This window comes from Vreelandella sp. ssv (assembly GCF_059448525.1).
In genome coordinates, this window is record NZ_CM182545.1 from 1,206,580 (window position 1) to 1,229,130 (window position 22,551).

General features: G+C 54.8%; 21 protein-coding genes. 18 read left to right on the forward strand and 3 right to left on the reverse strand.

Features of this window, described 5'->3' with window-relative positions; genetic code table 11:
- Window positions 1–213: 213 nt before the first annotated feature.
- Both AC5TBW_RS05615 and AC5TBW_RS05620 read left to right on the forward strand, forming a co-directional pair.
- Window positions 214–1,143, forward strand: a complete 930-nt coding sequence (locus tag AC5TBW_RS05615) for an HAD-IIB family hydrolase (RefSeq protein WP_495511113.1) — start codon at window positions 214–216, stop codon at window positions 1,141–1,143.
- 50 nt (window positions 1,144–1,193) lie between these two features.
- Window positions 1,194–2,414 carry a glycosyltransferase family protein gene (locus AC5TBW_RS05620; protein ID WP_495511114.1) on the forward strand — a complete coding sequence of 407 codons (1,221 nt, stop codon included), beginning with the start codon at window positions 1,194–1,196 and terminating at the stop codon, window positions 2,412–2,414.
- A gap of 67 nt (window positions 2,415–2,481) precedes the next feature.
- On the opposite strand, the gene AC5TBW_RS05625 is transcribed toward AC5TBW_RS05620, so the two are convergent.
- Window positions 2,482–4,098: a methyl-accepting chemotaxis protein gene (locus tag AC5TBW_RS05625; RefSeq protein ID WP_495511115.1), complete on the reverse strand. Its 1,617-nt coding sequence runs from the start codon at window positions 4,096–4,098 to the stop codon at window positions 2,482–2,484.
- Window positions 4,099–4,324: 226 nt separating this feature from the next.
- Here AC5TBW_RS05625 and AC5TBW_RS05630 point away from each other — a divergent pair, with 226 nt between their 5' ends.
- From AC5TBW_RS05630 to AC5TBW_RS05660, 7 genes are all read left to right on the forward strand, one after another.
- Window positions 4,325–5,191, forward strand: a complete 867-nt coding sequence (locus AC5TBW_RS05630; RefSeq protein ID WP_495511116.1) for an MBL fold metallo-hydrolase — start codon at window positions 4,325–4,327, stop codon at window positions 5,189–5,191.
- A gap of 29 nt (window positions 5,192–5,220) precedes the next feature.
- Entirely contained in the window at window positions 5,221–5,688 is a 468-nt protein-coding gene (locus tag AC5TBW_RS05635) for a YeeE/YedE family protein (protein ID WP_495511117.1), read from the forward strand.
- On the forward strand, window positions 5,685–6,119 hold the full coding sequence (locus AC5TBW_RS05640; RefSeq protein ID WP_495511118.1) for a DUF6691 family protein: 435 nt from the start codon (window positions 5,685–5,687) through the stop codon (window positions 6,117–6,119). Before AC5TBW_RS05635 ends, AC5TBW_RS05640 begins: the two co-directional genes overlap by 4 nt.
- A gap of 124 nt (window positions 6,120–6,243) precedes the next feature.
- Window positions 6,244–6,960, forward strand: coding sequence for a response regulator (locus tag AC5TBW_RS05645; RefSeq protein WP_495511119.1), 717 nt, complete (start codon window positions 6,244–6,246; stop codon window positions 6,958–6,960).
- Window positions 6,957–8,276, forward strand: a complete 1,320-nt coding sequence (locus AC5TBW_RS05650) for an ATP-binding protein (protein WP_495511120.1) — start codon at window positions 6,957–6,959, stop codon at window positions 8,274–8,276. Before AC5TBW_RS05645 ends, AC5TBW_RS05650 begins: the two co-directional genes overlap by 4 nt.
- Before the next feature lie 27 nt (window positions 8,277–8,303).
- The gene (locus AC5TBW_RS05655) at window positions 8,304–8,969 is read left to right on the forward strand and encodes a c-type cytochrome (protein ID WP_495511121.1); all 666 of its coding nucleotides are present in this window, start codon (window positions 8,304–8,306) and stop codon (window positions 8,967–8,969) included.
- A complete protein-coding gene (locus tag AC5TBW_RS05660; RefSeq protein WP_495511122.1) occupies window positions 8,966–10,006 on the forward strand; it encodes a c-type cytochrome in 1,041 nt (346 codons plus the stop codon). Before AC5TBW_RS05655 ends, AC5TBW_RS05660 begins: the two co-directional genes overlap by 4 nt.
- A 57-nt stretch (window positions 10,007–10,063) precedes the next feature.
- Here AC5TBW_RS05660 and dsbG read toward each other — a convergent pair whose 3' ends face one another.
- Both dsbG and AC5TBW_RS05670 read right to left on the reverse strand, forming a co-directional pair.
- Entirely contained in the window at window positions 10,064–10,846 is a 783-nt protein-coding gene (gene dsbG / locus AC5TBW_RS05665) for a thiol:disulfide interchange protein DsbG (RefSeq protein ID WP_495511123.1), read from the reverse strand.
- Window positions 10,847–11,059: 213 nt separating this feature from the next.
- Window positions 11,060–12,850: a sugar phosphorylase gene (locus AC5TBW_RS05670; protein WP_495511124.1), complete on the reverse strand. Its 1,791-nt coding sequence runs from the start codon at window positions 12,848–12,850 to the stop codon at window positions 11,060–11,062.
- Window positions 12,851–13,062: 212 nt separating this feature from the next.
- On the opposite strand from AC5TBW_RS05670, the gene nrdR reads away from it, so the two are divergent.
- The 9 genes from nrdR to lon all read left to right on the forward strand — a co-directional run bounded on the left by nrdR (window position 13,063) and on the right by lon (window position 22,542).
- The gene (nrdR, locus tag AC5TBW_RS05675; RefSeq protein ID WP_495511125.1) at window positions 13,063–13,554 is read left to right on the forward strand and encodes a transcriptional regulator NrdR; all 492 of its coding nucleotides are present in this window, start codon (window positions 13,063–13,065) and stop codon (window positions 13,552–13,554) included.
- Complete coding sequence (ribD, locus tag AC5TBW_RS05680) at window positions 13,551–14,717, forward strand: bifunctional diaminohydroxyphosphoribosylaminopyrimidine deaminase/5-amino-6-(5-phosphoribosylamino)uracil reductase RibD (RefSeq protein ID WP_495511126.1); 1,167 nt, start codon at window positions 13,551–13,553, stop codon at window positions 14,715–14,717. The genes nrdR and ribD overlap by 4 nt, the downstream gene beginning before the upstream one ends.
- Window positions 14,718–14,825: 108 nt before the next feature.
- Entirely contained in the window at window positions 14,826–15,992 is a 1,167-nt protein-coding gene (ribBA, locus tag AC5TBW_RS05685) for a bifunctional 3,4-dihydroxy-2-butanone-4-phosphate synthase/GTP cyclohydrolase II (protein WP_495511127.1), read from the forward strand.
- A 45-nt stretch (window positions 15,993–16,037) separates the two neighbouring features.
- Window positions 16,038–16,526 carry a 6,7-dimethyl-8-ribityllumazine synthase gene (gene ribH, locus AC5TBW_RS05690; protein WP_495511128.1) on the forward strand — a complete coding sequence of 163 codons (489 nt, stop codon included), beginning with the start codon at window positions 16,038–16,040 and terminating at the stop codon, window positions 16,524–16,526.
- Window positions 16,523–17,017, forward strand: a complete 495-nt coding sequence (gene nusB, locus AC5TBW_RS05695; protein ID WP_447044826.1) for a transcription antitermination factor NusB — start codon at window positions 16,523–16,525, stop codon at window positions 17,015–17,017. The genes ribH and nusB overlap by 4 nt, the downstream gene beginning before the upstream one ends.
- A gap of 36 nt (window positions 17,018–17,053) precedes the next feature.
- Window positions 17,054–18,043 carry a thiamine-phosphate kinase gene (thiL, locus tag AC5TBW_RS05700; RefSeq protein ID WP_495511129.1) on the forward strand — a complete coding sequence of 330 codons (990 nt, stop codon included), beginning with the start codon at window positions 17,054–17,056 and terminating at the stop codon, window positions 18,041–18,043.
- Window positions 18,040–18,513: a phosphatidylglycerophosphatase A family protein gene (locus AC5TBW_RS05705; protein ID WP_441668684.1), complete on the forward strand. Its 474-nt coding sequence runs from the start codon at window positions 18,040–18,042 to the stop codon at window positions 18,511–18,513. The genes thiL and AC5TBW_RS05705 overlap by 4 nt, the downstream gene beginning before the upstream one ends.
- Before the next feature lie 174 nt (window positions 18,514–18,687).
- Entirely contained in the window at window positions 18,688–19,944 is a 1,257-nt protein-coding gene (locus AC5TBW_RS05710) for a DUF945 family protein (protein ID WP_495511130.1), read from the forward strand.
- Between the two features lie 114 nt (window positions 19,945–20,058).
- The gene (lon, locus tag AC5TBW_RS05715) at window positions 20,059–22,542 is read left to right on the forward strand and encodes an endopeptidase La (RefSeq protein ID WP_495511131.1); all 2,484 of its coding nucleotides are present in this window, start codon (window positions 20,059–20,061) and stop codon (window positions 22,540–22,542) included.
- The last annotated feature ends 9 nt before the right edge of the window (window positions 22,543–22,551 follow it).

Consider the following 22,551-nt stretch of genomic DNA (forward strand, 5'->3'; position numbering starts at 1 on the left):
TTGGTGCATCAAGGCTGCTTCTTTTTGGTGCTTGTAAGAGTGTTCGTTAATTTAAAGATAAATAAACCTTGTAACTTACTGCTGTACCTACGCTTCTCTGTTTTGGCTTACAACTTGCTATGCTTTCCATAGCCAATTAATAGCTGGTCATCGCCATAGGGCATCGCAGACGACAGTCTTTACGATGCGTTAAGACCGAATAGAGGTAGCGCCATGCCTGAATCCAATCATCTGTCAGTGCCACTTTGCCCGCCAATATCTCCAGCTGACCCTGCTTTTCAGCCGCGTTTGGTATTGACCGATCTGGATGGCTCGCTGCTGGATCACCATAGTTATGATTTCAGCCCGGCTGCACCGTGGTTAGCTCGTTTAAAACAAATGGGGGTGCCGGTGATTCCCGTCACCAGTAAAACCCGTGCGGAATTGATTCCGCTGCGCGAGGCGTTGGGCCTGACGGGAACGCCCTTTATTGCTGAAAATGGTGCGGTTATTGGCCTGCCGCCAGGTTGGTGCCATGCCCGCTTGGATCGTCCAGGCGGTGGTCGTGATGGTGTCGTGATTAAACATCCTGGGGTAGATATCGGTTTTATTCGTGCCCGTTTGAAGGTATGGCGTGAGCGTCTAGATATTCAATTTACCCAGATGGGCGAGCTTAGTGTGCAGGAAGTCATGCAACTCACTGGGTTGGATGAAAAACGCGCCAGAGATGCCCGGCAGCGGGAAGGCAGTGAACCGTTGTTGTGGAAAGACAGTGACCAGGCACTAGAAACGTTTCGTGCCGCTCTGGAGGGGGATGGCCTACAGCTAACGCAAGGCGGGCGCTTCTGGCATGTGATGGGCCGCTCGGCCGATAAGGGCAGCGCAGTGGAGTGGTTGGTGAAACGTTTTACTGCGTTAAGAGGCCGCACACCACTTTCGCTAGGCCTAGGGGATGGGCCGAACGATATCACTATGCTTGAAGCTGTCGATCAAGCCGTCGTCATCCGAGGCTGCCATGACTTAGTCGTAGAGCCCCGTAATAGTTCGCTTTACCGTACGGAAGCAACGGGGCCGACCGGTTGGGCAGAGGGGGTTGCCCACTGGTGGGGGCGAGATGACCGCCGTTTAGCGACGGCGGAGAAGAGTGATGCTGTTGTTATTTGAGGACGGTTCGTTATTTGAGAACAGTTCAATGAACACAGGGAGGCAAGCTTATGAGTGACTTTCACCAAAACGGCATTATTACGGATTTTCATAATCTTACTAAGCGCTCAGTCGATGCCCTTGAAGAGGAGCTTTGTCAATTCGCCCGCCGACGCCCCATGGGGTTAATTCTACCGTCGCTTTTTTCAGAACTGGAAGGACCAGCACTCTCCGCAATCGTTGATGAGTTGGTAAAAGTCCCTTATCTCAACGAGATCGTCATTGGTTTGGATCGCGCTGATCGTGAGCAATTTTTACATGCCCGAGAGTTTTTCTCCCGGCTGCCTCAGCATACCCGCATTTTATGGAATGACGGTCCACGGCTGCGCGCCCTCGATGCGGAGCTTGAAGAGCATGGCTTGGGCGCTTTAGAGCCTGGTAAAGGTCGCAATGTTTGGTACTGCGCAGGCTATATGCTGTCGTCAGGACGTTCGACGGTGGTGGGCCTACACGATTGCGATATTTTGACCTACGAGCGCGGCCTGCTGGCGCGCTTGATGTACCCGGTAGCCCATCCCAATTTTAACTATAGCTTTTGTAAAGGCTATTACCCCCGCATTGCCGAGGGCAAGCTAAATGGGCGTGTCTCACGGTTGTTAGTGACGCCGTTATTACGGGCGCTCAAAACCGTCTGCGGACCGCTGCCCTATCTCGATTATCTGGATAGTTTCCGTTATCCGCTTTCAGGCGAGTTTGCGATGCGCAGCGAGGTGCTGGAAGGGATTCGTATTCCCGCCGATTGGGGGCTGGAGATAGGGGTACTATCGGAGTTGCAGCGCAATTACTCACTGCGTCAGCTCTGCCAGGTGGATATTGCCGATGCATACGACCACAAGCATCAGCCGGTTAGCGAAGATGATCCCAATGGCGGCTTAAACCGCATGAGTTTGGATATCTCAAAAGCACTCTATCGCAAGCTAGCGACCCAGGGCATTACCTTTAGCAGTGAAGACTTCCGCACGCTCAAAGCGACTTACTACCGCTTCGCGTTGGATTTGATCGAGGCCTACGACCACGATGCCACAATGAATGGCCTGAGCCTTGATCGTCATAGCGAGGAGCAGGCGGTTGAGCTATTTGCCAGCAATCTGCTCGAAGCAGGCAACCTTTTCCTGGATAACCCCAGAGAGCGCCCCTTTATTCCGAGTTGGAACCGAGTGCAGGCAGCCGCGCCAGACCTCCTCACGCGTATGCACGAGGCGGTCGAACTGGATAATCAAGGTAAGGTTTAACGGCACTGGATACTGTGTGGAGAAAGACCGGCTACCCGTGGGTAGCCGGTCTTGTTTTTAGCCGATATTAAAAATCGTTGTCCTGATAGGCGACCTGAGGGGAGCGAGAGGAAGCTGGTAAACTTGCCTGCGAATGTTCCATGTTCTGATTAATACGGAAGTGAGCCACCAACTGACGCAGCTGGTTGCTTAGGTGGGCCAGGGCTTGGGTGGCATGGGTGCTCTCTTGCACGAGGCTGGCATTCTGCTGAGTCATTTGATCCATTTGCGTGACGGCTTGATTAACCTGCTCGATACCGCTGCTCTGCTCAATGGTGGCCGCAGAAATCTCTTGAACCAGCGTGCTGAGCTGTTTGATGTCATCGACCATGCTGTTTATCACATCACCGGTATCGCGTACTTGGCGGCTGCCTTCCACTACTTTGCTGTCCGACGCTTCGATCAGGGTTTTAATCTCTTGTGCGGCAGAGGCGGAGCGGCTGGCAAGTTGGCGAACCTCATTGGCCACCACCGCAAAGCCGCGCCCTTGATCACCTGCTCGGGCAGCTTCAACTGACGCGTTCAGCGCCAAGATATTGGTTTGGAAAGCAATACCGTCAATCGTGTTGACGATGCTGCTCATTTGCGTGGCACTTTCGTTAATCGTCGCCATCGTGGACGTGACGGATGACATCGAGTCACTGCCGCGCTGAGCGCTGTCGGCCGCCCTCGTTGCAAGCTGGCGCGCATGGTCTGCATGTTCTGCGTTTTGCTTAACGGTGGCAGTGAGCTGTTCCATGCTGGAAGCGGTTTCGGCAAGTGATGCAGCCTGCTCTTCGGTACGTGTCGACAGTTCTTCATTGACGCCCACGATTTGCTCGACACCTTTATTGACCTGAGTTGCGCCCTGGTGAATGTCGCCGATGGTGACAGCCAACGTTTCCCGCATACGGTTAATATCAAACAGTAAGCTTTGCTGGTCTTTCGCTGAAAGTTGCGTGACCTGCGTGAGGTCACCGTCGGCGATATGACGCACAACGCTGGCGGCGTAGCGGGGGTCGCCGCCTAAACGCCGGGAAACATCGCGTATAACCCAGCCCATCAGCAGCGTTACCGGTAGGCCAATGATCAGCAGTATCCCAATTGAGTGAATCAAACCGGCAATAAACGCTTCATTGATGTCATCGACATAAACGCCCGTTGCTAGCGACCACTCCCATTCTGGAAGATGCGCTACGTAACTGGTTTTTGGCAACTGCTCTTCGCCACCCGCGCGAGTTGAGTAGTAATTGACGTGGCCACCGCCTGTCTGGGCAACACGCAGCAGCTCTGGGTATAGCGCCATACCGCTGGCGTCCAGATAGTCGGACATATCAGTGCCGGCCTCGCGGCTGGGGTGGGAAATGACGAGTAAGTCATTATTGAAAGAGAAAATATATTCGCCTGCCCCAAAGCTAACACTAGACATATTGTCGATGGCGCGTTGCTGTGCTTCTTCAAGGCTGAGTTCACCGGCGGCAACCCTTTCTTGCAAGGCTTCAATTTGGTTTTGGACGCTTTCTACCACGTACTGAATGCTGTCGCGGCGTTCGCTTACAATCGTTTGACGGTTCTCCAGGGCTAGCCAACCCACCAAGAGCAGCATAGCTACCCAGATGATACCCAGTGTTCCCCACAGTTTTTGTGTTGTTGTTAAACGAGTCATGTTTTTCCTTTTCTTTGTAATCGAGTAGCTCTTTCACTATTTCCTTACTATCGGCCTAAACCAGAAAGAGATTAGCAAAATGTTTCATAAACGCTATTGGGTGCATCAAACTTATTTTTTGAATAGTAGCTGCTGGTATATTCTAAAATAGTCTAAATATAGAACTCAAAATGCACTATGCTGTCTCTATAGGACGAGAATTACATTTCCACCATGGGAGGCAGCGATGCAACGTCCAATCGTTACGCACTTTTTTGATGAGCCCACGAACACCTTTAGCTATGTCGTTCAAGACCCCGACAGCCGCGCCTGCGCGATCATGGATTCAGTGCTCGACTTTGATTATGCCGCTGGGCGCACGGACGTGCGATCCGCTGACAATATCATCGCCTTTATTCGCGAACACGATCTTGATGTTGTCTGGATTTTAGAGACCCATGTACATGCCGATCACCTCTCGGCAGCGCCATACCTGCATGAGCAGTTAGGTGGTAAAACCGGCATTGGCGCCAACATAGTGAAGGTGCAGGAGATATTCGGTAAGGCGTTCAATGCGGGCAGCGAGTTTGCTCGGGATGGTAGCCAATTTGATGCGCTGTTCGAAGAAGGGGATACCTTCGCTGTTGGCCAATTACAGGGCCGTGTGTTGCATACCCCTGGCCATACGCCCGCCTGTTTAACCTACGTAGTAGGGGATGCTGCCTTTGTAGGCGATACGCTATTCATGCCGGATTATGGCACTGCGCGGTGCGACTTTCCCGGCGGCGACGCGCGCACCCTGTATCGCTCTATCCAAAAAGTGTTGGCGCTGCCCGAGCAGACACGGCTGTTTTTATGCCACGACTATAAAGCCCCTGGCCGCGATACTTTTCAGCATGAAACCAGCGTGGCGGAACAGCGCAGTGAGAATGTTCATGTTCACGAAGGTATCAGCGAAGACGAGTTCGTGAAGATGCGCACCGAGCGCGACGCCACTTTAGGCATGCCACGGCTCATTATTCCTTCGGTGCAGGTCAATATGCGTGCAGGAGAGCTGCCTCCGGCGGAAGAGAATGGCACTGTCTATCTCAAAGTGCCGATTAATTTTTTCTAACGGTTTAAGTGCTATTTGGGGAGACACCAGTGGAATGGACAGCAGGATTACAAGGGCTGGTTGGAGGTGTATTGATCGGGCTTTCCGCTACTTGGCTGATGGCAACGCTGGGGCGTATCGCCGGTATCAGTGGCATCGTGGGCAACTTGATAACCCTACGGCCCAAAGGTGATAGCGCTTGGCGAGTGGCTTTTCTGCTAGGGCTGATTAGCGGCCCGCTTCTGCTTATGGCGTTAGGCGGTGGTTTGGGCAACGTGGCCGGAAGCCCTGGCGAGGTGATTGGCGCGCCGGTGGGAGGCGTAGGGTTAATGCTAGTGGCTGGGCTGTTGGTGGGCGTAGGCACGGGGCTGGGCAGTGGCTGTACCAGCGGTCATGGCGTATGTGGTCTGGCGCGCTTGGCGCCACGCTCCATGGCGGCTACCGGTATGTTTTTAGTGACGGCGCTCGTGACCGTTTACATCTCGCACCACTTGCTAGGCCTAGGCGGTGGGGTATGAGTCAGTTAAACAAAAGCAATTGGGTGAAAACGGCGGCAGGCTATGCGGCGGGACTACTTTTCGGCATCGGCTTAGCTGTTTCAGGCATGACCGACCCCGCACGAGTCGTGGGGTTTTTAGACGTAGCGGGTGCCTGGGATCCAACGCTGATGTTCGTATTGGGTGGGGCCGTCGTCACCACCTTTATTGGTTACCGATTGGTATTCAAGCGTACTGCTCCACTGTTGGGTGGTGTCTTTCAACTACCGACTAAACGAGAGCTGGATGGCAAGTTGCTGGGAGGGGCTGCGCTGTTTGGCATTGGATGGGGGCTTTCCGGCTACTGCCCAGGGCCTGCGATTGCCTCGATCGGTGGTTTATCGCTACCACTAGCCGCCATGCTGGTGGCGATGGTGCTGGGTTGGTTTGCCGCTAAACGGCTCGCTCCGTAAGCACTTTTTAAAATGGCCGTTACTGCTAGCGCCCTTGCCGTCATGGTGGGGGCGTTTTTTTGTTGGCTTAACGCTGGGTTAATGCGCGGCAGCCATACTGACAGGTAATAAAAAGGAAACCGTTATGCACGTCTTGCTGATTGAAGATGACCCACTTGTAGCCTCCGGGATTCGCGCTGGATTAATGAGCTTTGACTTGGTCGTTGACCATGTCTCTACGCTAAGCGCGGCACGTCAGGCGCTGAAAACAGTGACGAGTGATGTCATCGTTCTTGATCGAGGCTTACCCGATGGGGATGGGTTGCAGCTGTTGGCTGAGTGGCGCGAACAGGGGGTTGATGTACCCGTGCTGATATTGACGGCAAGAGACGCGGTGTGTGACCGAGTGGATGGCCTGCAGGGCGGCGCTGACGACTATTTGGTAAAACCCTTCGATTTAGACGAGTTGGTAGCGCGTTTGCATGCCTTGTTACGCCGAGCCGCAGGTCGCAGCAGTGGCATGATTTCCCATGGAACACTCGCGTTAGACCCCACCGCTAGAGAGGTATATGTGGATGGGCAACGGGTCATGTTGGCGCGCCGAGAACTAGTGTTGCTTGAAACCTTTCTGCAGTCACCGCGTAGCGTGCTTTCTAACGACCAGCTCAAAGATAGCCTTTATGGCATGAACGATGACGTCGAGAGCAATGCGCTGAATGTGCATATCCACCACCTGCGCCGCAAGCTGGGAAACGGCGTGATTGAAACGGTGCGAGGACTTGGCTATCGACTGGGTAAACCCGAGGCGGTTCATTTAGCGTGCATGCCTTATAAGGGTCAGATATATGAGGACCCGCTATGAGTTTGCGCGCCCGATTACTGCTGACGCTGGGATTAACGTTGGCGCTGCTATGGGGCGTGGCGGCGGCATGGCTGATGCGCGATCTGGAAGATAAGTTTGTAGAAACCTTAGACCAGCGCTTGGCGCAGTCGGCGCGGATGGTGGCGGGGTTAGTTCTGCAGCTTCCGGTTGACGTATGGGCGGACGCTGAACATCCGGTGCTGTCAATTCCGCCCATTGAAGGGTTGGCTTGTCAGGTGCATTCGCCTAAAGGCGAAATCATGGCGCGTACTCATACCGATATGGACGCTGTACTGGCGCCGGGTGAAAGTGGCCACGCTTATCGTCAGGCTGGCGATGTGACTTGGCGAGTATTCACCTACGAGCGCAATGGCATTGTGGTCACCACCGCTGACCGGATGGACGAGCGCAACATGCTACTCAGTGGCGTTATACGGGTAGCCGTTGTGCCTTTTATTGTAGCGCTCATGGGCAGTATGGTCGCACTCTGGCTGGGTATCTGGCGCGGTTTAGCACCGCTTACACGGCTGCGTGCGTCCCTCGCGCAACGCCATCCTGATGCGTTAGCCCCTGTCGCCACCTACGGCCTGCCTAAAGAGATTCGTCCGCTAATTGAAACCCTTAATGCTCTTCTGGCACGCGTACAGCAAACCATTCTGCGAGAGCAGCGTTTTACCAACGATGCCGCCCACGAACTGCGCACGCCACTGACCGCGATTAAAACCCACCTTCAAGTCGCTCGCCGGGTCGAAGGAGAGGCCGCAATCGCATCGCTCAGCCATGCCGAAGAGGGTGTGGTGCGGTTGAACTCAACCCTTGACCAACTGCTCACGCTGGCTCGCGTCGAGGGACGTGTGCGCTTTGATGATGGTGAGGCGAGCCGTGTTGCCAATGTCGCTGAGTGTGCCCTTGCCGATAGCCACCACACTAGACCCGGACGCTTTGTGTTGCCTTCTCGATGGCCTGAAACAACCCTGGCCATGCCTCGGGAATTAGCCATTACTGCTCTACGCAATTTGCTCGATAACGCTCTTCGTCATGGGCCAGCAGAAACCCCTATCATCTTCGATGCGCAGTGGGAGCCAGGGGATCGCTTTCTTATCTTCAGCATCAGTGACGAGGGGCCGGGTGTCGATGCTGCAATGCTTAAGCAGTTAACCCAACGTTTCTGGCGGGCCAGCAAGCAGCAGGGTAGCGGGCTGGGATTGGCTATTGTGGCAGCGATTACTGAACGCTTCGGTGGAGAGGTAACCTTCGCCAGTCCTGCTGGGGGTGGCTTTACCGCCCGGCTAATAGTGCCCGTGGCGCATGCCTAAAAATGATAACGCATGGGAGAAACCGACATGAATAAGAAATACTTACATAGGTTTGGCCTGGCGGTGGGCGTCAGCCTAACCGCTGCAGGTGCACTGGCACAGGAAGGGGATGTCGAACGAGGCCAAACTGCTGCCGCAACCTGTAGTGCCTGCCATCAGGCCGATGGTAGCGGTATGAATGTGCCGAATGGGGAGTCTTGGCCCCGTTTAGCGGGGCTTGATGCCGAGTATATTATTAAGCAGCTACACGATTTTAAAGAAGGGCGGCGTGAAAACGCCACCATGGTAACGTTTGCCAATATGCTCGACGACCAGCAAATTCTGGATGTGGCCGAGTATTTTGAGCAAATGGCGGTCACGCCGGGTCAAGGGGGCGATGAGGCCGACGAAACGCTGTTGGCCCGTGGTCAGCAGCTTGCCGAACGTGGCGATTGGAATGCCTATATTGTTTCCTGCCAAAGCTGCCACGGCCCCGGTGGCACTGGCGTTGGCAGCACCTTTCCGGGCATTGCCAGCCAGCATGCTGGCTATATCAGCACTCAGTTAATGGCATGGAAGAATGGAACGCGCAGTAACGACCCCCAGAATCTGATGGGCGCCATTGCCAAACGCATGAGCGACAACGATATCCAGGCCGTGTCTGCTTGGTACGCCACCCAGTCCGGTTCTAAACAACAGGAGACAGCGCAATGACCACCTGCCGTCGCCCCCTCGTCATCGCGCTGACCGGCTGCTCGCTTGCCCTCGGTGCCGGAGTCAGCGTTTATGCCGCCGATGTTTTTGCCAAAGATGTTTCTGCCCAACCAGAAGAGCGGCCAGACGCTGCGCTGAATATGCTGGTGCACGAGCCTCCTACGATGGAAGACCTTGAGAACTCCGATCTTCATCCGGAGCTGAAGAAGGTTATCCGTTATGGGCACGAGCTATTCACCAATACGCAGCAGTTGCGCGGTGAGAACGTGTTCAACGACATGAATTGCTCAAGCTGCCACTTGGGGGAAGGGCGGGTGCCGTTCAGCGCGCCGGTGTGGGCTGCGGCTATCACACTGCCGGATTTTCGCGGTAAGAACCAGCATGTGAATAACCTAGAAGAGCGTATCGCCGGCTGCTTTGCTTACTCAATGAACGGCGTACCCCCGGAGTATGGTAGTGATGAAATGCTGGCGCTGAGCGCCTATCACCAGTGGCTGGCCACCGGTGCACCGATGTATCCCGATAAACCTATTTATGGGCGCGGCTTCCCCGCGCCGGATGAGCCTGATGAAGAGCCTGACTACGCTAGGGGCGAAGCGGCCTATCAGGAAAACTGTTCGATATGCCATCAGTCCGATGGCGCGGGCCACTATGAAAACGGCGAATACGTATTTCCTGCCCCCTGGGGCGATGGCTCTAATAATTGGGGAGCAGGCATCGTGCGGGTAGAAACCATGGCGGGTTTTATTTACCAAAATATGCCGCTTGGCCAGCCGCGTTCACTGAGTGATCAAGACGCCTGGGATATTGCTTACTACATAAACAGCCAAGAGCGCCCCCAAGACCCCCGCTACACGGGTGATGTCGCCGAGACTGCTGAGCGCTTTGGCCCGACCTTCCATAACCGCTCACTGTATGGCCAAACGCGCGAACACGACGGTCATGTGCTCGGTGACCACGACAACTTTGGGGATAAAGGCGATATCAAGCCCTGGAATGTCGGCATGCCGCGGTTTGAAAACCTGTCCGAAGAGTAAGCAGTTAACGGACGGTATAGGGTGGGAGGTCGTTTTTTTTGCGACCTCCCACATCACCTATGGTGCTTCGCTGCCCATCATGTCAATCAGTCGCTCATCGCTGGGTAGCCCCTGGATACGATCGATGCGGATGTTGCCGTTCTCTGCTTCCCGCTGAAAGACACTGGTGGGAGTGGCATACAGTCCTAACTCTTCGAACAGCTGGTTATTTGCGTACACCTGCTCTTCAATTTCGCGGGGTTGTGCGCTGGCTTCGATGCCTTCCTGACCACTTTCATGGGCATGTAGTGCTGCCGCTGGATCGTCGGCGCCGAGAATAGCGGCTGCTTTTCCAGGGCTGTCAGGTGCTAAGATACCTACCATGATATGGCGTAACTGTACTTCACCTGCTTCTACCCAGGGGCGTACGTCTTGCCAAAGCTGGCGGCAGTAGGGGCAGTTGGCATCCGTGAAGGTGTAAATCACCTGGGGAGCATCAACGTCGCCATCTTGAACCCAGTGGCTTTCACTTAGCAGCTGCCATGTTTGTGCCTCTAGCGGTGCACGTACATGCTCATCCAGCTGCGCTTCGGTAAGGTCGTTACCTTCACTATCCATTAGTGTGCCCACCACGGCGTGCTCACCATCGGGTGTTAGGTAAATCGCCATGTCCTGGCCCTGAACACTGGCGCCGTAGCCGCGCAACCTGCCGGGTGCATCGAATTGGCCGTGAATTTCCAATCCTTGATTGGCAAGTGCCTGGATAGGGGCGGGCAACTCATCAGCATAGCTCGCAGAGAGGCCGAACAATCCTGTCAGCAAGAGAAAACCGCTGATAACAGGAGGGTGTGTTAAGTGCATGGCAGCGCCTTGTTTGAATAAGAGTAAGAAACCTTGGAATAATGTCGTGCTGGCATTATCGCAGCACGACATTATTTAGGGGTTAAGCGCTTTATACCTAGGGCGATATGTCGCAACTTGCCTTTTTTGAAGCATACGGTTTTTGAAACTTACGGCTTTTTGAAACTTTAGTTTTCTCAATGGTATTAGCGAAATGGTATTAGCGAAATGGTATTAGCGGTCAGCTACCAACCAGCGCACTGCATAAGGCGGTAGCGCGCCGTCGGCGCTCCAGGGATTGCCAGGATCCAGCGCTTGCCAAGCGTGTTTTTCAAGTGCCTGGGTAACTGCGTCACCCACGCTTTCTAAGGGGAGCGGCAGATCAGTGACGTTATACAGCGCCAATAAACGGCGACCATCGTGCAGTGGGCCGCGCTCGACTGCCAGCAGTTCTGGTTCAGAGACCAGCACCCGCTGGGCGGCATTGGGGTGGAAGCAGGGTTCCTGACGGCGCTGGTCTAATAGTCGGTTTAACGCATGGAAAACATCGTGGGTGGGCGTTGACGGGCTGTCTAACAGCAGGTCTAGCTCACTACGCTGCCAGCGCCGACGGTTGATCGAGCGTAGCCGCCCGCTGCGCTCAACACCTTCTACGTCATTGAGCGTGCCCGTTAGCGTGTGGATATAGAGAGCGGGTATGCCTTGCAAGCTCAGCATGATCGCCTGGCTGCATAAAAAGCGTGCAATTTGCCATGGGTCGGGCCCTCGTCGGGTGCCGCGCATGGCTTCAAACCAGGTGATATTGATCTCATAGGGTGTATCGCTGGCATCGGGGTTGCTACGCATGCTGACAAAACCGCCGAATTTGTGCATCAGCTCCAGCAGGGCATCCCGCTCGTGATCAGGCAATAAACCTTCCAAAGGGCGCACGCCAATGCCGTCGTGACTGGCAGTAAAGTTCAGGTAAGTACACTGCTCGGGCAGCACAGGAAGACTGGCAAGCCAAGTTTGCAGAGTGCTCGCTTCGCCACGGGTAAGGGTGTGCAAGAGCAGTGGGGGTAGGGCAAATTGATACACCATATGGGCTTCGTCGGGCGTTCCCGCGGGTAGCCGGTTTAAACCGAAATAACTGATGTTTTCCTGATGAGGTACATTGGTTTCAGTGATTAACAGGGTGCCCGGGGCCACATGATCCACAATCGCCCGCAGCAGCCGCACCACGGTATGGGTTTCCGGTAGATGAATGCAGGAGGTGCCTAACCGCTTCCACAAAAAGGCCACCGCATCCAAGCGCACAATCCGCGTGCCTTGCTCCAGGTAGAACAACAAAATACCCACAAACTCCAGCAGTACATCTGGGTTTTCAAAGTTCAGGTCTAGCTGGTCTTCGGAGAAAGTTGCCCATAGGTAGCGGGTGCCGCGGCGGGTGGAAACGGGAACCAGCAGTGGGCTACTGCGTGGGCGCACCACCTGAGAGACATCGGTATCTGGATCGACTTCAATAAAGTAGTCGCGCCCAGGCAGGCTGCCGCTCAGGTAATCCACAAACCAGAGCGATTCCCTGGAAACGTGGTTAAGCACTAAATCGGCCATCAAATCGTAATGGCTGGCGAGTTCGCGAATATGTGACCAGTCGCCGAGATCGCTGTTGACTTCCCGGTAGTGGATTACCGAGAAACCGTCATCGCTGCTCCACGGGAAGAAGGGCAGCACATGGATGCCACTGATGCGTTCGCCCAGCCGTGATTGGAGGAAATCGCTAAGGACTGCCAGTGGGGGCACGCCTTCCTCTATAATGGAATCGCCATAGCTGATCACCCACTGATCTTTTTCGCTCCATGAAGGTGCGTTTTTTGAATTAGCAGCGTTGAGGGTGGGTGAAAATGGTGCGAGCGATTGAAAGTACTCTAGGCGTTGGTTTAAGCGGCGCTGCACTTCCCCCGCCCGGGGCCCATAAAGGTGGCTGAGATAGTCATGAACGGTATTTGAAAATGTGTCGTGAACGGTCTGTTCAAAGGGGGGCATGGTTGGCTCCAAATAAACAATCTGCCACAAACACTGCAGCTTGTGTGCCAAATCGTTACAATACGTGGTTGATACCGCGTTTAAGTGCTAAGCGTCATTAGCTTGCGACAGCTGCTAGCGCTTTAAACGCCATTAATAGCATACACATTGACAGGTTATAACAAGCTTACTCGTGCAGTACGCCGACACGAGCTGACAACAGGTTGACCGCCATGCATTGCCCATTTTGTGGTGCGAACGATACTAGAGTGACCGATTCACGGTTGGTAGCCGATGGTGACCAAGTGCGCCGTCGTCGCCAGTGTGCGAGCTGCCAGGAGCGCTTCACCACCTATGAAACCGCTGAATTAGTGATGCCTCGTGTGGTGAAGTCTGACGGCTCCCGCGAGAGCTTTCATGAAGCCAAATTAAGGGCAGGCATGCTGCGCGCGCTGGAAAAGCGGCCGGTCAGCGCTGAGGCCATTGAAGCCGCGGTTGAGCGTATCCGTCAAACGTTGAGGGCGCGGGGTGACCGTGAGATCAATGCCCGTGATATCGGTGAGTCGGTCATGCAGGCGCTTAAAACCCTGGATCATGTGGCTTACATCCGCTTTGCCTCGGTGTATCGCAAGTTTCAGGATTTGGACGAGTTTCGTGCTGAGATTGACCGGCTTTCTCAAGAGCCCACTTCTAGGCCTGGTCACGGCAGCGAGCCGCTAAAATGAGTGGTCTGTTTAGCCAAGCCGATCACCGTTATATGGCGCGGGCGCTAAAGCTGGCGCAAAAAGGACTCTACACCACTGATCCTAACCCTCGGGTTGGCTGTGTGATTGTGCGTGATGAGCAAATTGTGGGTGAAGGCTATCACCTGCGTGCCGGTGAACCCCATGCGGAAGTCCACGCCTTGAACGCCGCCGGTGATCAGGCCCACGGCGCGACCGCTTATGTCACCCTGGAACCTTGCTCGCACACGGGGCGTACCGGTCCTTGTGCGCAGGCGCTAACGCTTGCCAAGGTCGCGCGCGTGGTTGTCGCCATGGTGGATCCTAATCCTTGTGTTAGCGGCAGCGGTATAAAATTACTTGAAGAAGCCGGTATCGAGGTCGCAGTGGGGTTGCTTGAGAGTGAAGCGCGTGCGTTGAACCTGGGGTTTATTGCCCGTATGACCCTGCAGCGCCCCTTTGTGCGTTTGAAAATGGCGATGAGTTTAGACGGCCGTACTGCCATGGGGTCAGGTGAATCGCAATGGATTACCGGCCCAGAAGCACGTACTCAAGTGCAGCGGCTGCGAGCGCGCTCCAGCGCCATATTGAGCGGCGTCGAATCGATTATAATGGATGATTCACGACTGACCTTGCGAGCAGAACAGCTACAGCTTGGTAATGTCGATGAGGTCTTACACCGCCAGCCTCTGCGGGTGATTTTAGATACCCGGCTACGTTTACCGCTGGCAGCGGCCTGTTTACGTGAGCCGGGGCGTACCCTGATCATTACGACGCCAGCCCACGCAGCTGAAAAGCGTGCTCGATTAACGCAGGCCGGTGCAGAAGTGCAGGTGCTACCCGCCGGGCGTGATGGCCGAATTGATTTAGCCGTGATGTTGAAGTGGTTAGCCGAAAACGAACACGTTAATGAGTTGCTGGTAGAGACCGGCGCGACCCTGGCGGGGGCTATGCTCGATGCAGAGCTAGTCGACGAGCTGCAGCTGTTTGTCGCTCCTACATTGCTAGGGGGAGAAGCGCGGCCCCTGTTTGCACTGCCAGGGCTCTCGCGTATGGCGGATCAGCGTCGTTTAACGATTCATGATATGCGGGCGGTGGGGCGTGATTGGCGCATTATCGCCTCCCCTCAGGTGACTAGCGCAACAGGCGAGAGCAAGGTACCCTGACGCGCGAAATCGCAGCTAACGTGACAACTTTTCCGTGACGACTTTACGTTACAAGCTGGCGCAACAGCTTCTTTGCGACAACGTTATGCGACAACTTTTGGAGATTCCATGGCGCACTCCTCCTCTAGAGGCTTAGCCCCTATCGCCGAGCTGGTGGAAGATATCCGGCAGGGTAAAATGGTGATTCTCATGGACGATGAGGATCGCGAAAACGAAGGTGATATCATCATGGCCGCCGAAAAAGTGCAGGCCGAACATATCAACTTCATGGCCCGTTTCGCCCGTGGTCTTATCTGTATGCCGATGACCCGCGCCCGCTGCGAGCAGCTTAATTTGCCGCTAATGGTGCGCGATAATGGTTCCGGTTTTGGCACCAAATTTACCCTCTCGATTGAAGCTACCGAAGGTGTGACCACCGGTATTTCAGCGGCAGACCGCGCACGCACCGTTCAAGCGGCGGTGGCGCCCCATGCCAAGCCCTCTGATATCGTTCAGCCAGGGCATATTTTTCCCTTGATGGCAGAGCCAGGTGGCGTGCTGCGCCGCGCGGGACATACCGAAGCGGCGTGTGATTTGGCAGCGCTGGCTGGGTGTGACCCCAGCGGTGTGATCTGCGAGATCATGAATGATGATGGCAGTATGGCGCGCCGCCCAGAGCTTGAAGTGTTTGCTCAAGAGCACGGCATTAAAATGGGTACCATTGCGGATTTGATTCACTACCGCATCGTCAACGAGCAGACGATTGATCACCTGGAAGCTTCAACGGTGATGACCTCCCACGGTGAGCTGACACTCCATGTGTTCCGTGATCGTATTCAGGGCGCTCACCATTTGGCGTTAGTGCATGGCCAGCCGACGCCAGAGGCCTCTACCACCGTTCGCGTGCATCTCACCGATACGTTGCGCGATGTGATGGGTTTGATGAAAGGTGAGCAATGCCGCTGGGATGCCCACCGGGCCCTTGAAGAGATCGCCAGCTCTGAGTCAGGGGTGTTTGTGTTGATCGATGATGGTCGGCCGCACCAAGATTTAAAAGATCAGCTAGATATCTTTTTGGATCGTGTTCGTCAGCCGCGTACCAGTGATTCTGACGGCGCGGGCAACTATTTAACGATCGGCACCGGCTCGCAAATTCTGCGCTATTTAGGCGTGGGGAAAATGCGACTACTTAGTTCACCGTGGAAATTCTCCGCGCTCTCCGGCTTTGATCTCGAAGTCGTTGAGCGTTTAGGACCGAATGACACGGTGGATGAGCCAACCTTTCAGCAGGACTAATCCAGAAGGACTAATCCAGCCGGACTAATCAGCAGGAATAAATTGATGCACTCCCTCACTCAAGTTGAAGGTACGTTTGTTGATGTCGATGGCCATTACGTCATCGTGGTAGGCCGTTTTAACCATCACGTGGTGGATAGTCTGGTGGAAGGCGCGGTGGACAGTTTGACGCGTCACGGCGTAGACGCCGAGCATATCCACATTGTTCACGTGCCGGGTGCCTGGGAACTACCGCTAGCGGTTAAGCGCGTTTTAAAAGTCATGAAACCGGATGCCGTCATCGCTCTGGGTGCGGTTATCCGCGGCGGAACGCCTCACTTCGAGTACGTGGCGGGCGGCTGCAACACGGCGATTAATCACCTGCAGCTTGAATTTGATACCCCGGTCGCTAACGGCGTGTTGACCGTTGAGACGATCGAGCAAGCGATTGAGCGTGCGGGCACCAAGGCTGGCAACAAAGGCACCGAAGCTGCCATGGCCGCCATGGAAATGGTCTCACTGCTACGCGCGCTGCCATTAGGAGATAACCAATGAGCGAGCGTAAACCCTCTGCCGCTCAGCAGGGCCGCCATGCGGCGCGTGAGTTAACCGTGCAGGGGCTTTATCAATGGCATATGACGGGTAAATCCATCACTACCATTGAAGCCGAGTTTCGTAGTCAGGTAGCTGATGATGACCTGGAAGACCACGAAAACTGGGTAAAGGTGATGGAAATCGCCGATAAAGCGCTGTTTCACGAGCTGCTTCACAATACCGTGCGCTTTAAAACGGAGCTGGATCGTGAGATTTCGCCATTACTTGATCGCCGCCTGGAAGATCTCGATGCCGTCGAGCTTGCGATTCTTCGCTTAGGCGCTTACGAGCTGTCCCGGCGAATGGAAGTGCCCTATCGTGTAGTGATAAACGAAGGCGTTGAACTGGCTAAGTCATTTGGCGCCACCGATGGCCATAAATACGTGAACGGCATTCTAGACAAGCTGGCGATTCGCCTGCGTAGTGCCGAGGTCAGCGCTCGTCGTCTCTGAACGCGAGCGTGATGACAATGCGTTTAAGGGGCCTTTGTGCTTGCCGAATTTGATTTGATCCGACGCTACTTCATGTCGTCGCAGGAGGCGTCGACCGCGTCAAATGGCGTCACACTGGGATGTGGAGATGACGCCACGCTGCTGGTACCGCAGGCGGGTCAACAGCTGGCCGTGAGCGTTGATACCTCAGTCGTGGATATACACTTTCCCCGCGAAGCACCAGCGTTCGCGGTAGGTCACCGTGCGTTGGCTGTCGCGCTGAGCGATTTGGCCGCCATGGGGGCAACGTCACGCTGGTGTTTAATGGCGCTAACCTTTGATCAGCGCCAATTTGCCGATGATCAGGCCACCCAGGACTGGCTGGCCGACTATGCGCGTGGTTTTCATGCGCTCAGCCAGCAGCACGCCACCACGCTGGTGGGGGGGGATGTCACCTCCGGCGCGCTATCTATTGGCGTTACCGTCATGGGCGAGGTGCCCGTTGGCGAAGCGCTCACCCGTAGCGGGGCTCAGCCCGGTGACCTGATTGCTGTAACCGGTGCATTGGGCGGTGGGGCAGGCGGGTTGGCGCTCTGGAAAAAGGGTGAACGTGATCTGACGCATCCGCTGTTGAAGCGCTATCTGCTGCCTGAACCGCGGTTGGCAGCGGGCGTGGCACTGCGTGGTTTAGCCACCGCGGCGATGGATATTTCTGATGGCTTAATGGCCGATCTGACGCATCTGCGCGAGGCTTCAAAGGTAGGCGCCGAACTTACGCTGGAGGCGCTGCCGTTTGCGGATGGCTTGGTGAGCATACTGGGCCGGGAAGCCGCCTTGAAGGCCTCGCTTTCCGGTGGTGATGATTATGAATTGCTCGTCACGTTACGCGCTGATGATGTCGTCAAGGCTCAGCAACGTCTGGCGTCATTAGGTTTGACGCTCACGGTCATTGGCCATTGCTGCGAGGCATTGGGTGTAAGTGCCTCCGATCATAGTGATGTCAGTGGCTATGCCGGTTGGCAGCATTTTAGTGGGGAAGCGCCATGAATCGTGCACCGAAAAGTGTCTGGCGTCGCCCAACACATTTTTTTGCGTTTGGCTTAGGTAGCGGCACGGTGCCTTGGGCACCCGGCACCTTTGGCACTCTGGCGGCCATTCCGTTCTACTGGATGATGGCAGATTTGCCTTTGGGGTGGTATCTAAGTATTTGTTTTGTTGCCTTTATTGTTGGGGTTTGGCTATGCGATAAAACCTCACACGATTTAGGTGTGCATGATCACTCCGGAATCGTATGGGATGAATTTGTCGGTTACTGGTTGACCATGGCAGCGGTGCCCTTTTCATGGGAGGCAGCACTTTGGGGGTTCGTGGTGTTCCGCATCTTCGATGTCTTTAAGCCCTGGCCGATACGTTGGGCTGATCGCCGTGTAGCGGGTGGTTTTGGCATTATGATCGATGATGTGATGGCAGGGGTTTACGCCTGGAGTACTATGCACCTATGGTTCTGGCTGCATTAAAAAGCGTGAGTGGCAAGTAGAGGAAAAAAGAGGTTAGTCAGTAGCGAATAGTAACGAGGAAAAAGAAAGTAGTAATAAGCGAGTATTAATAAGACAGTAGTCAGTAGTAACTAGTAGCGGTTAATAGCTTTTTCGGGTGCGTCGGCTGCAAGGCGTTAGCTTCAAGGAGGTAGCATGCGCAAGGAACGTCTGATTGTCCCCACATTGGCGATAATCGCCGTGATATGGGTGGCAGCGCAATTGCTATCAAGCGTTCTATTTGAACGCAGCCTGCGCCAGGCGCTGGAGGATTTAGAGGCGCGGGGTGAGTGGCGTGTCAACCGTACTGAGAGTCGTCAGGGCTGGCTAAGTTCCCAAGGTCGCCTGATACTTTCGCCGCTGCTGGGTCGTCCCTGGCGGCTAGAACTGACCTATCGTGCGCGTCACGGTATTTTAAGTACCGATGTCGAAGGTACCGTGTTACCACGCCTGGATACTGTGTTACAGCAAGCAGTAGGTGAAGTCACCGCCCCCTCGGTGCCTCGCTGGCAAGGTCGCTATCACACCCTGAGTGGGCACAGTGAGCTGCGTCTTGCTTTGGCTCCCTTTGTGATTCAACAAAACGGTCGTGAGTTAGCCGTGCGCGGTGGACGGCTTCGGCTGGAAGGTGTGTTTGGTGATTGGCGCCTTCGCGCGCTGCTCGATCGACTAACGCTAACGGATGGTATGGCCCAGCTTGAGCTAGGGGCTACGGTGCTCGAAAGCCGTTATACCTATACCGAGGGGGCTTACCACTTTGCCCAGCGTGACCATCTGCATATTGAAATGCTGACGTTAAGCTATCCCTCTTACGACATCCAGTTGGCGCCGCTCGACCTGAACAGTCATATGGTGCTGGATGAAAGCGAGCTGCGTATCAAAGGCGATTTGGAAATAGGTGAGGTGATGGTGCCTTCTGAAGCGCCAGAGACGCCTTTGCTGAGTGGCCGAATAGAGATGGAGCTTTCACGCTTAAACGCGGACGCGGTTCGCCACGCCATTCGCCGTTTACGCCAGGAAGCCGCCTGGGGAGACGCCAGTCTGCCTATGGCTGAAGGATTGCTTGTCCGGCTGGAGCCAGATATTCGTAAAATGCTCAGTGATTCGCCGCGTTTAGATGTGATGAGCGTGGCCATCGATAGTCCGCTGCTAGGTATTCGCCTGGATGCAGACGGGGCACTATTTTTTGATGCCCGTCAGTTGGAAGAGCTTAGTGTAGTTAATCTGGCCAATAAGAAAGAGCAGGCGAAGTGGCTGGAACGTATTGATGGTGACTTTACATGGCACGATGCACCCGCCGTCGCCGCGTTATGGCTAGGGCTTCCGCTAGGCACCCGTGAGCTACAGTTTGATGTCGTGCGCGGCGTATGGCGGGTTAATGGTCGCCCCATGCCCGAACTGTGGCCTGAATGAACGCTTTAAACCGATAGTTCTAATCGCGAAGGGTTGAAGTTTCTGCAAAGTGCCCGCATTCCATGAACAAAGCTAGGCGGTGGACACCGCCGGTATCGGTTCATTGGAGGACGCATGAGCGACCAGGATTACGAACGCGATCACGAACACCTCGATTGGCAAATTGACGATGAAGAGTCATCCTCAAATACCGATAAATCTCGCAACGATGACGCTAAAAGCAGTGAAGAGTATCGCTCTGACGGCGAGCGGGTAAACTCTCTGGTGCCCGCCAGTGAAATGCTGCCCGAGCGCATCTATCTATTACCCATTCATAATCGCCCCTTCTTCCCCGCCCAGGTTCAGCCTTTGGTGGTTAATCGTGAGCGCTGGGAAGAGACCATGCGCCGCGTGGGTAATACTCCGCATCACACCCTGGGCGTGGCTTACGTGGGTGAGCAGGGCGTTACTTCTCTCGATCACGAAGGTTTTCCTGAGATCGGTACCGCTGTCAAAGTGCATAAATTGAAAGGCGAAGATGAGCAGATCCAATTTATCGCTCAGGGCCTTCAGCGCTTCAAAATTACCCGCTGGCTCTCTAAAGAACCGCCTTATCTAGTTGAAGTCACCTATCCTAAAGAGCCGGTGGACGCGGAGAACGAAGAGACCCGCGCCTATGCCATGGCGATCATCAACGGCATTAAAGAGCTACTGCCGATCAATCCGCTCTATGGCGAGGAACTCAAGCACTACCTCAATCGCTTCAGCCCCCATCAGCCGGGGCCGCTGACCGATTTTGCCGCCGCCATTACCTCTGCTAAAGGCCCTGAACTTCAGGATGTGCTGGCAACGCTGTCAGTGGAAGCGCGGATGCAGAAAGTATTGCCGCTGCTGCGTAAAGAGATCGATGTCGCCCTGCTCCAGGGGGAAATCAGCGAGCAGGTCAACGCGCAAATGCAGGATCGCCAGCGCGAGTTCTTCTTACGTGAGCAGCTCAAGGTCATTCAGCGCGAGCTGGGTATTTCCAAAGATGATCGTGAAAACGATGTGGATACCTTCCGAGCGAGGCTGGAATCCCTGGTCGTGCCCGAACGCGTACAAACACGTATTGACGATGAGCTAAACAAGCTCAGCGTGTTGGAAACGGGCTCACCCGAGTATGGGACCACGCGCAACTATCTCGATTGGCTCACCTCGCTGCCCTGGGGCGTGACCAGTCAAGATCAACTCGATCTGCCCCGTGCCCGCCAGGTATTGGATCGTGACCATGACGGTCTGAAAGACGTTAAAGAGCGCATTATCGAATTTCTTGCCGAGGGTACCTTTAAAGGCGATGTCGGTGGCTCGATCGTACTGCTCGTCGGCCCGCCGGGGGTGGGCAAAACCTCCATCGGGCGCTCAATTGCCGAAGCGTTAGGGCGCGAATTTTATCGTTTTTCAGTAGGTGGTATGCGCGATGAAGCTGAGATCAAAGGCCATCGACGTACCTACGTAGGAGCGATGCCTGGCAAATTGGTGCAAGCCTTCAAAGAGGTTGAGGTCGAAAATCCGGTCATCATGCTTGATGAGATCGATAAACTGGGGCAGTCCTTCCAGGGCGACCCGGCCTCAGCGCTGTTGGAAGTACTTGATCCTGAGCAGAACGTCGACTTCCTCGATCACTATCTTGATGTGCGCATGGATCTCTCCAAAGTGCTGTTTATATGCACGGCTAATACGCTGGATTCGATTCCTGGGCCGTTGCTCGACCGCATGGAGCAAATTCGACTCTCTGGCTACATTGCGGAAGAGAAACTGGCGATTGCCAAGCATCACCTGTGGCCGAAGTTGCTTAAACGCGACAACCTGACGAAAAAACGTATCAACTTATCCGATGCTGCTTTGAAGCAAGTGATTGAAGGATATGCTCGGGAAGCCGGTGTACGGCAGTTAGAGAAACAGTTGCACCGTATTGTCCGTAAGTCCGCCGTTAAGCTGCTCGAAGAGGATCAAGAAACGGTGAAAATATCGGTCAAAAATCTGGAAGAATTTTTGGGCGCGCCACTTTTCCGTAAGGAAAAAGTACTCACTGGGGAAGGTGTGGTCACTGGCCTGGCCTGGACCTCGATGGGAGGCGCTACGCTGCCCATTGAAGCAGGCAAAGTCCACTCACTGGACCGTGGTTTTAAACTGACCGGTAAGTTGGGTGAAGTGATGCAGGAGTCCGCCAATATCGCTTACAGCTACACCCTTGGGCATCTGCAGGAGTATGGCGCCGATGCCGACTTCTTTGACTCGGCATTTGTGCATTTACACGTGCCAGAAGGCGCCACGCCAAAAGATGGCCCCTCAGCAGGCGTGACAATGACCACCGCTTTAATGTCGCTTGCTAAGCACCATGCCATTGATCGGCCATTGGCCATGACGGGTGAGCTGACTTTAACCGGCCAAGTGCTGCCCGTTGGCGGTATTCGTGAGAAGGTCATTGCCGCGCGGCGTAGCGATATTTTTGAATTGATTCTGCCCGATGCCAACAAACGCGATTATGAAGAGCTGCCGGATTACCTTAAGCAGGGAATGACAGTGCACTTTGCCAAGCGCTACCGCGATGTGGCGGACGTTGTCTTTGGTCGTGGTTAAGCACAGACG

Coding starts and splice junctions, on each gene's coding strand:
- dsbG (WP_495511123.1), bottom strand. CDS start 10,846: ATGCACTTAACACACCCTCCTGTTATCAGCGGTTTTCTCTTGCTGACA.
- AC5TBW_RS05670 (WP_495511124.1), bottom strand. CDS start 12,850: ATGCCCCCCTTTGAACAGACCGTTCACGACACATTTTCAAATACCGTT.
- ribD (WP_495511126.1), top strand. CDS start 13,551: ATGAGTGGTCTGTTTAGCCAAGCCGATCACCGTTATATGGCGCGGGCG.
- ribH (WP_495511128.1), top strand. CDS start 16,038: ATGCACTCCCTCACTCAAGTTGAAGGTACGTTTGTTGATGTCGATGGC.
- AC5TBW_RS05655 (WP_495511121.1), top strand. CDS start 8,304: ATGAATAAGAAATACTTACATAGGTTTGGCCTGGCGGTGGGCGTCAGC.
- lon (WP_495511131.1), top strand. CDS start 20,059: ATGAGCGACCAGGATTACGAACGCGATCACGAACACCTCGATTGGCAA.
- AC5TBW_RS05615 (WP_495511113.1), top strand. CDS start 214: ATGCCTGAATCCAATCATCTGTCAGTGCCACTTTGCCCGCCAATATCT.
- nrdR (WP_495511125.1), top strand. CDS start 13,063: ATGCATTGCCCATTTTGTGGTGCGAACGATACTAGAGTGACCGATTCA.
- AC5TBW_RS05645 (WP_495511119.1), top strand. CDS start 6,244: ATGCACGTCTTGCTGATTGAAGATGACCCACTTGTAGCCTCCGGGATT.
- AC5TBW_RS05705 (WP_441668684.1), top strand. CDS start 18,040: ATGAATCGTGCACCGAAAAGTGTCTGGCGTCGCCCAACACATTTTTTT.
- AC5TBW_RS05630 (WP_495511116.1), top strand. CDS start 4,325: ATGCAACGTCCAATCGTTACGCACTTTTTTGATGAGCCCACGAACACC.
- AC5TBW_RS05620 (WP_495511114.1), top strand. CDS start 1,194: ATGAGTGACTTTCACCAAAACGGCATTATTACGGATTTTCATAATCTT.
- AC5TBW_RS05640 (WP_495511118.1), top strand. CDS start 5,685: ATGAGTCAGTTAAACAAAAGCAATTGGGTGAAAACGGCGGCAGGCTAT.
- AC5TBW_RS05625 (WP_495511115.1), bottom strand. CDS start 4,098: ATGACTCGTTTAACAACAACACAAAAACTGTGGGGAACACTGGGTATC.
- nusB (WP_447044826.1), top strand. CDS start 16,523: ATGAGCGAGCGTAAACCCTCTGCCGCTCAGCAGGGCCGCCATGCGGCG.
- AC5TBW_RS05660 (WP_495511122.1), top strand. CDS start 8,966: ATGACCACCTGCCGTCGCCCCCTCGTCATCGCGCTGACCGGCTGCTCG.
- AC5TBW_RS05650 (WP_495511120.1), top strand. CDS start 6,957: ATGAGTTTGCGCGCCCGATTACTGCTGACGCTGGGATTAACGTTGGCG.
- ribBA (WP_495511127.1), top strand. CDS start 14,826: ATGGCGCACTCCTCCTCTAGAGGCTTAGCCCCTATCGCCGAGCTGGTG.
- AC5TBW_RS05710 (WP_495511130.1), top strand. CDS start 18,688: ATGCGCAAGGAACGTCTGATTGTCCCCACATTGGCGATAATCGCCGTG.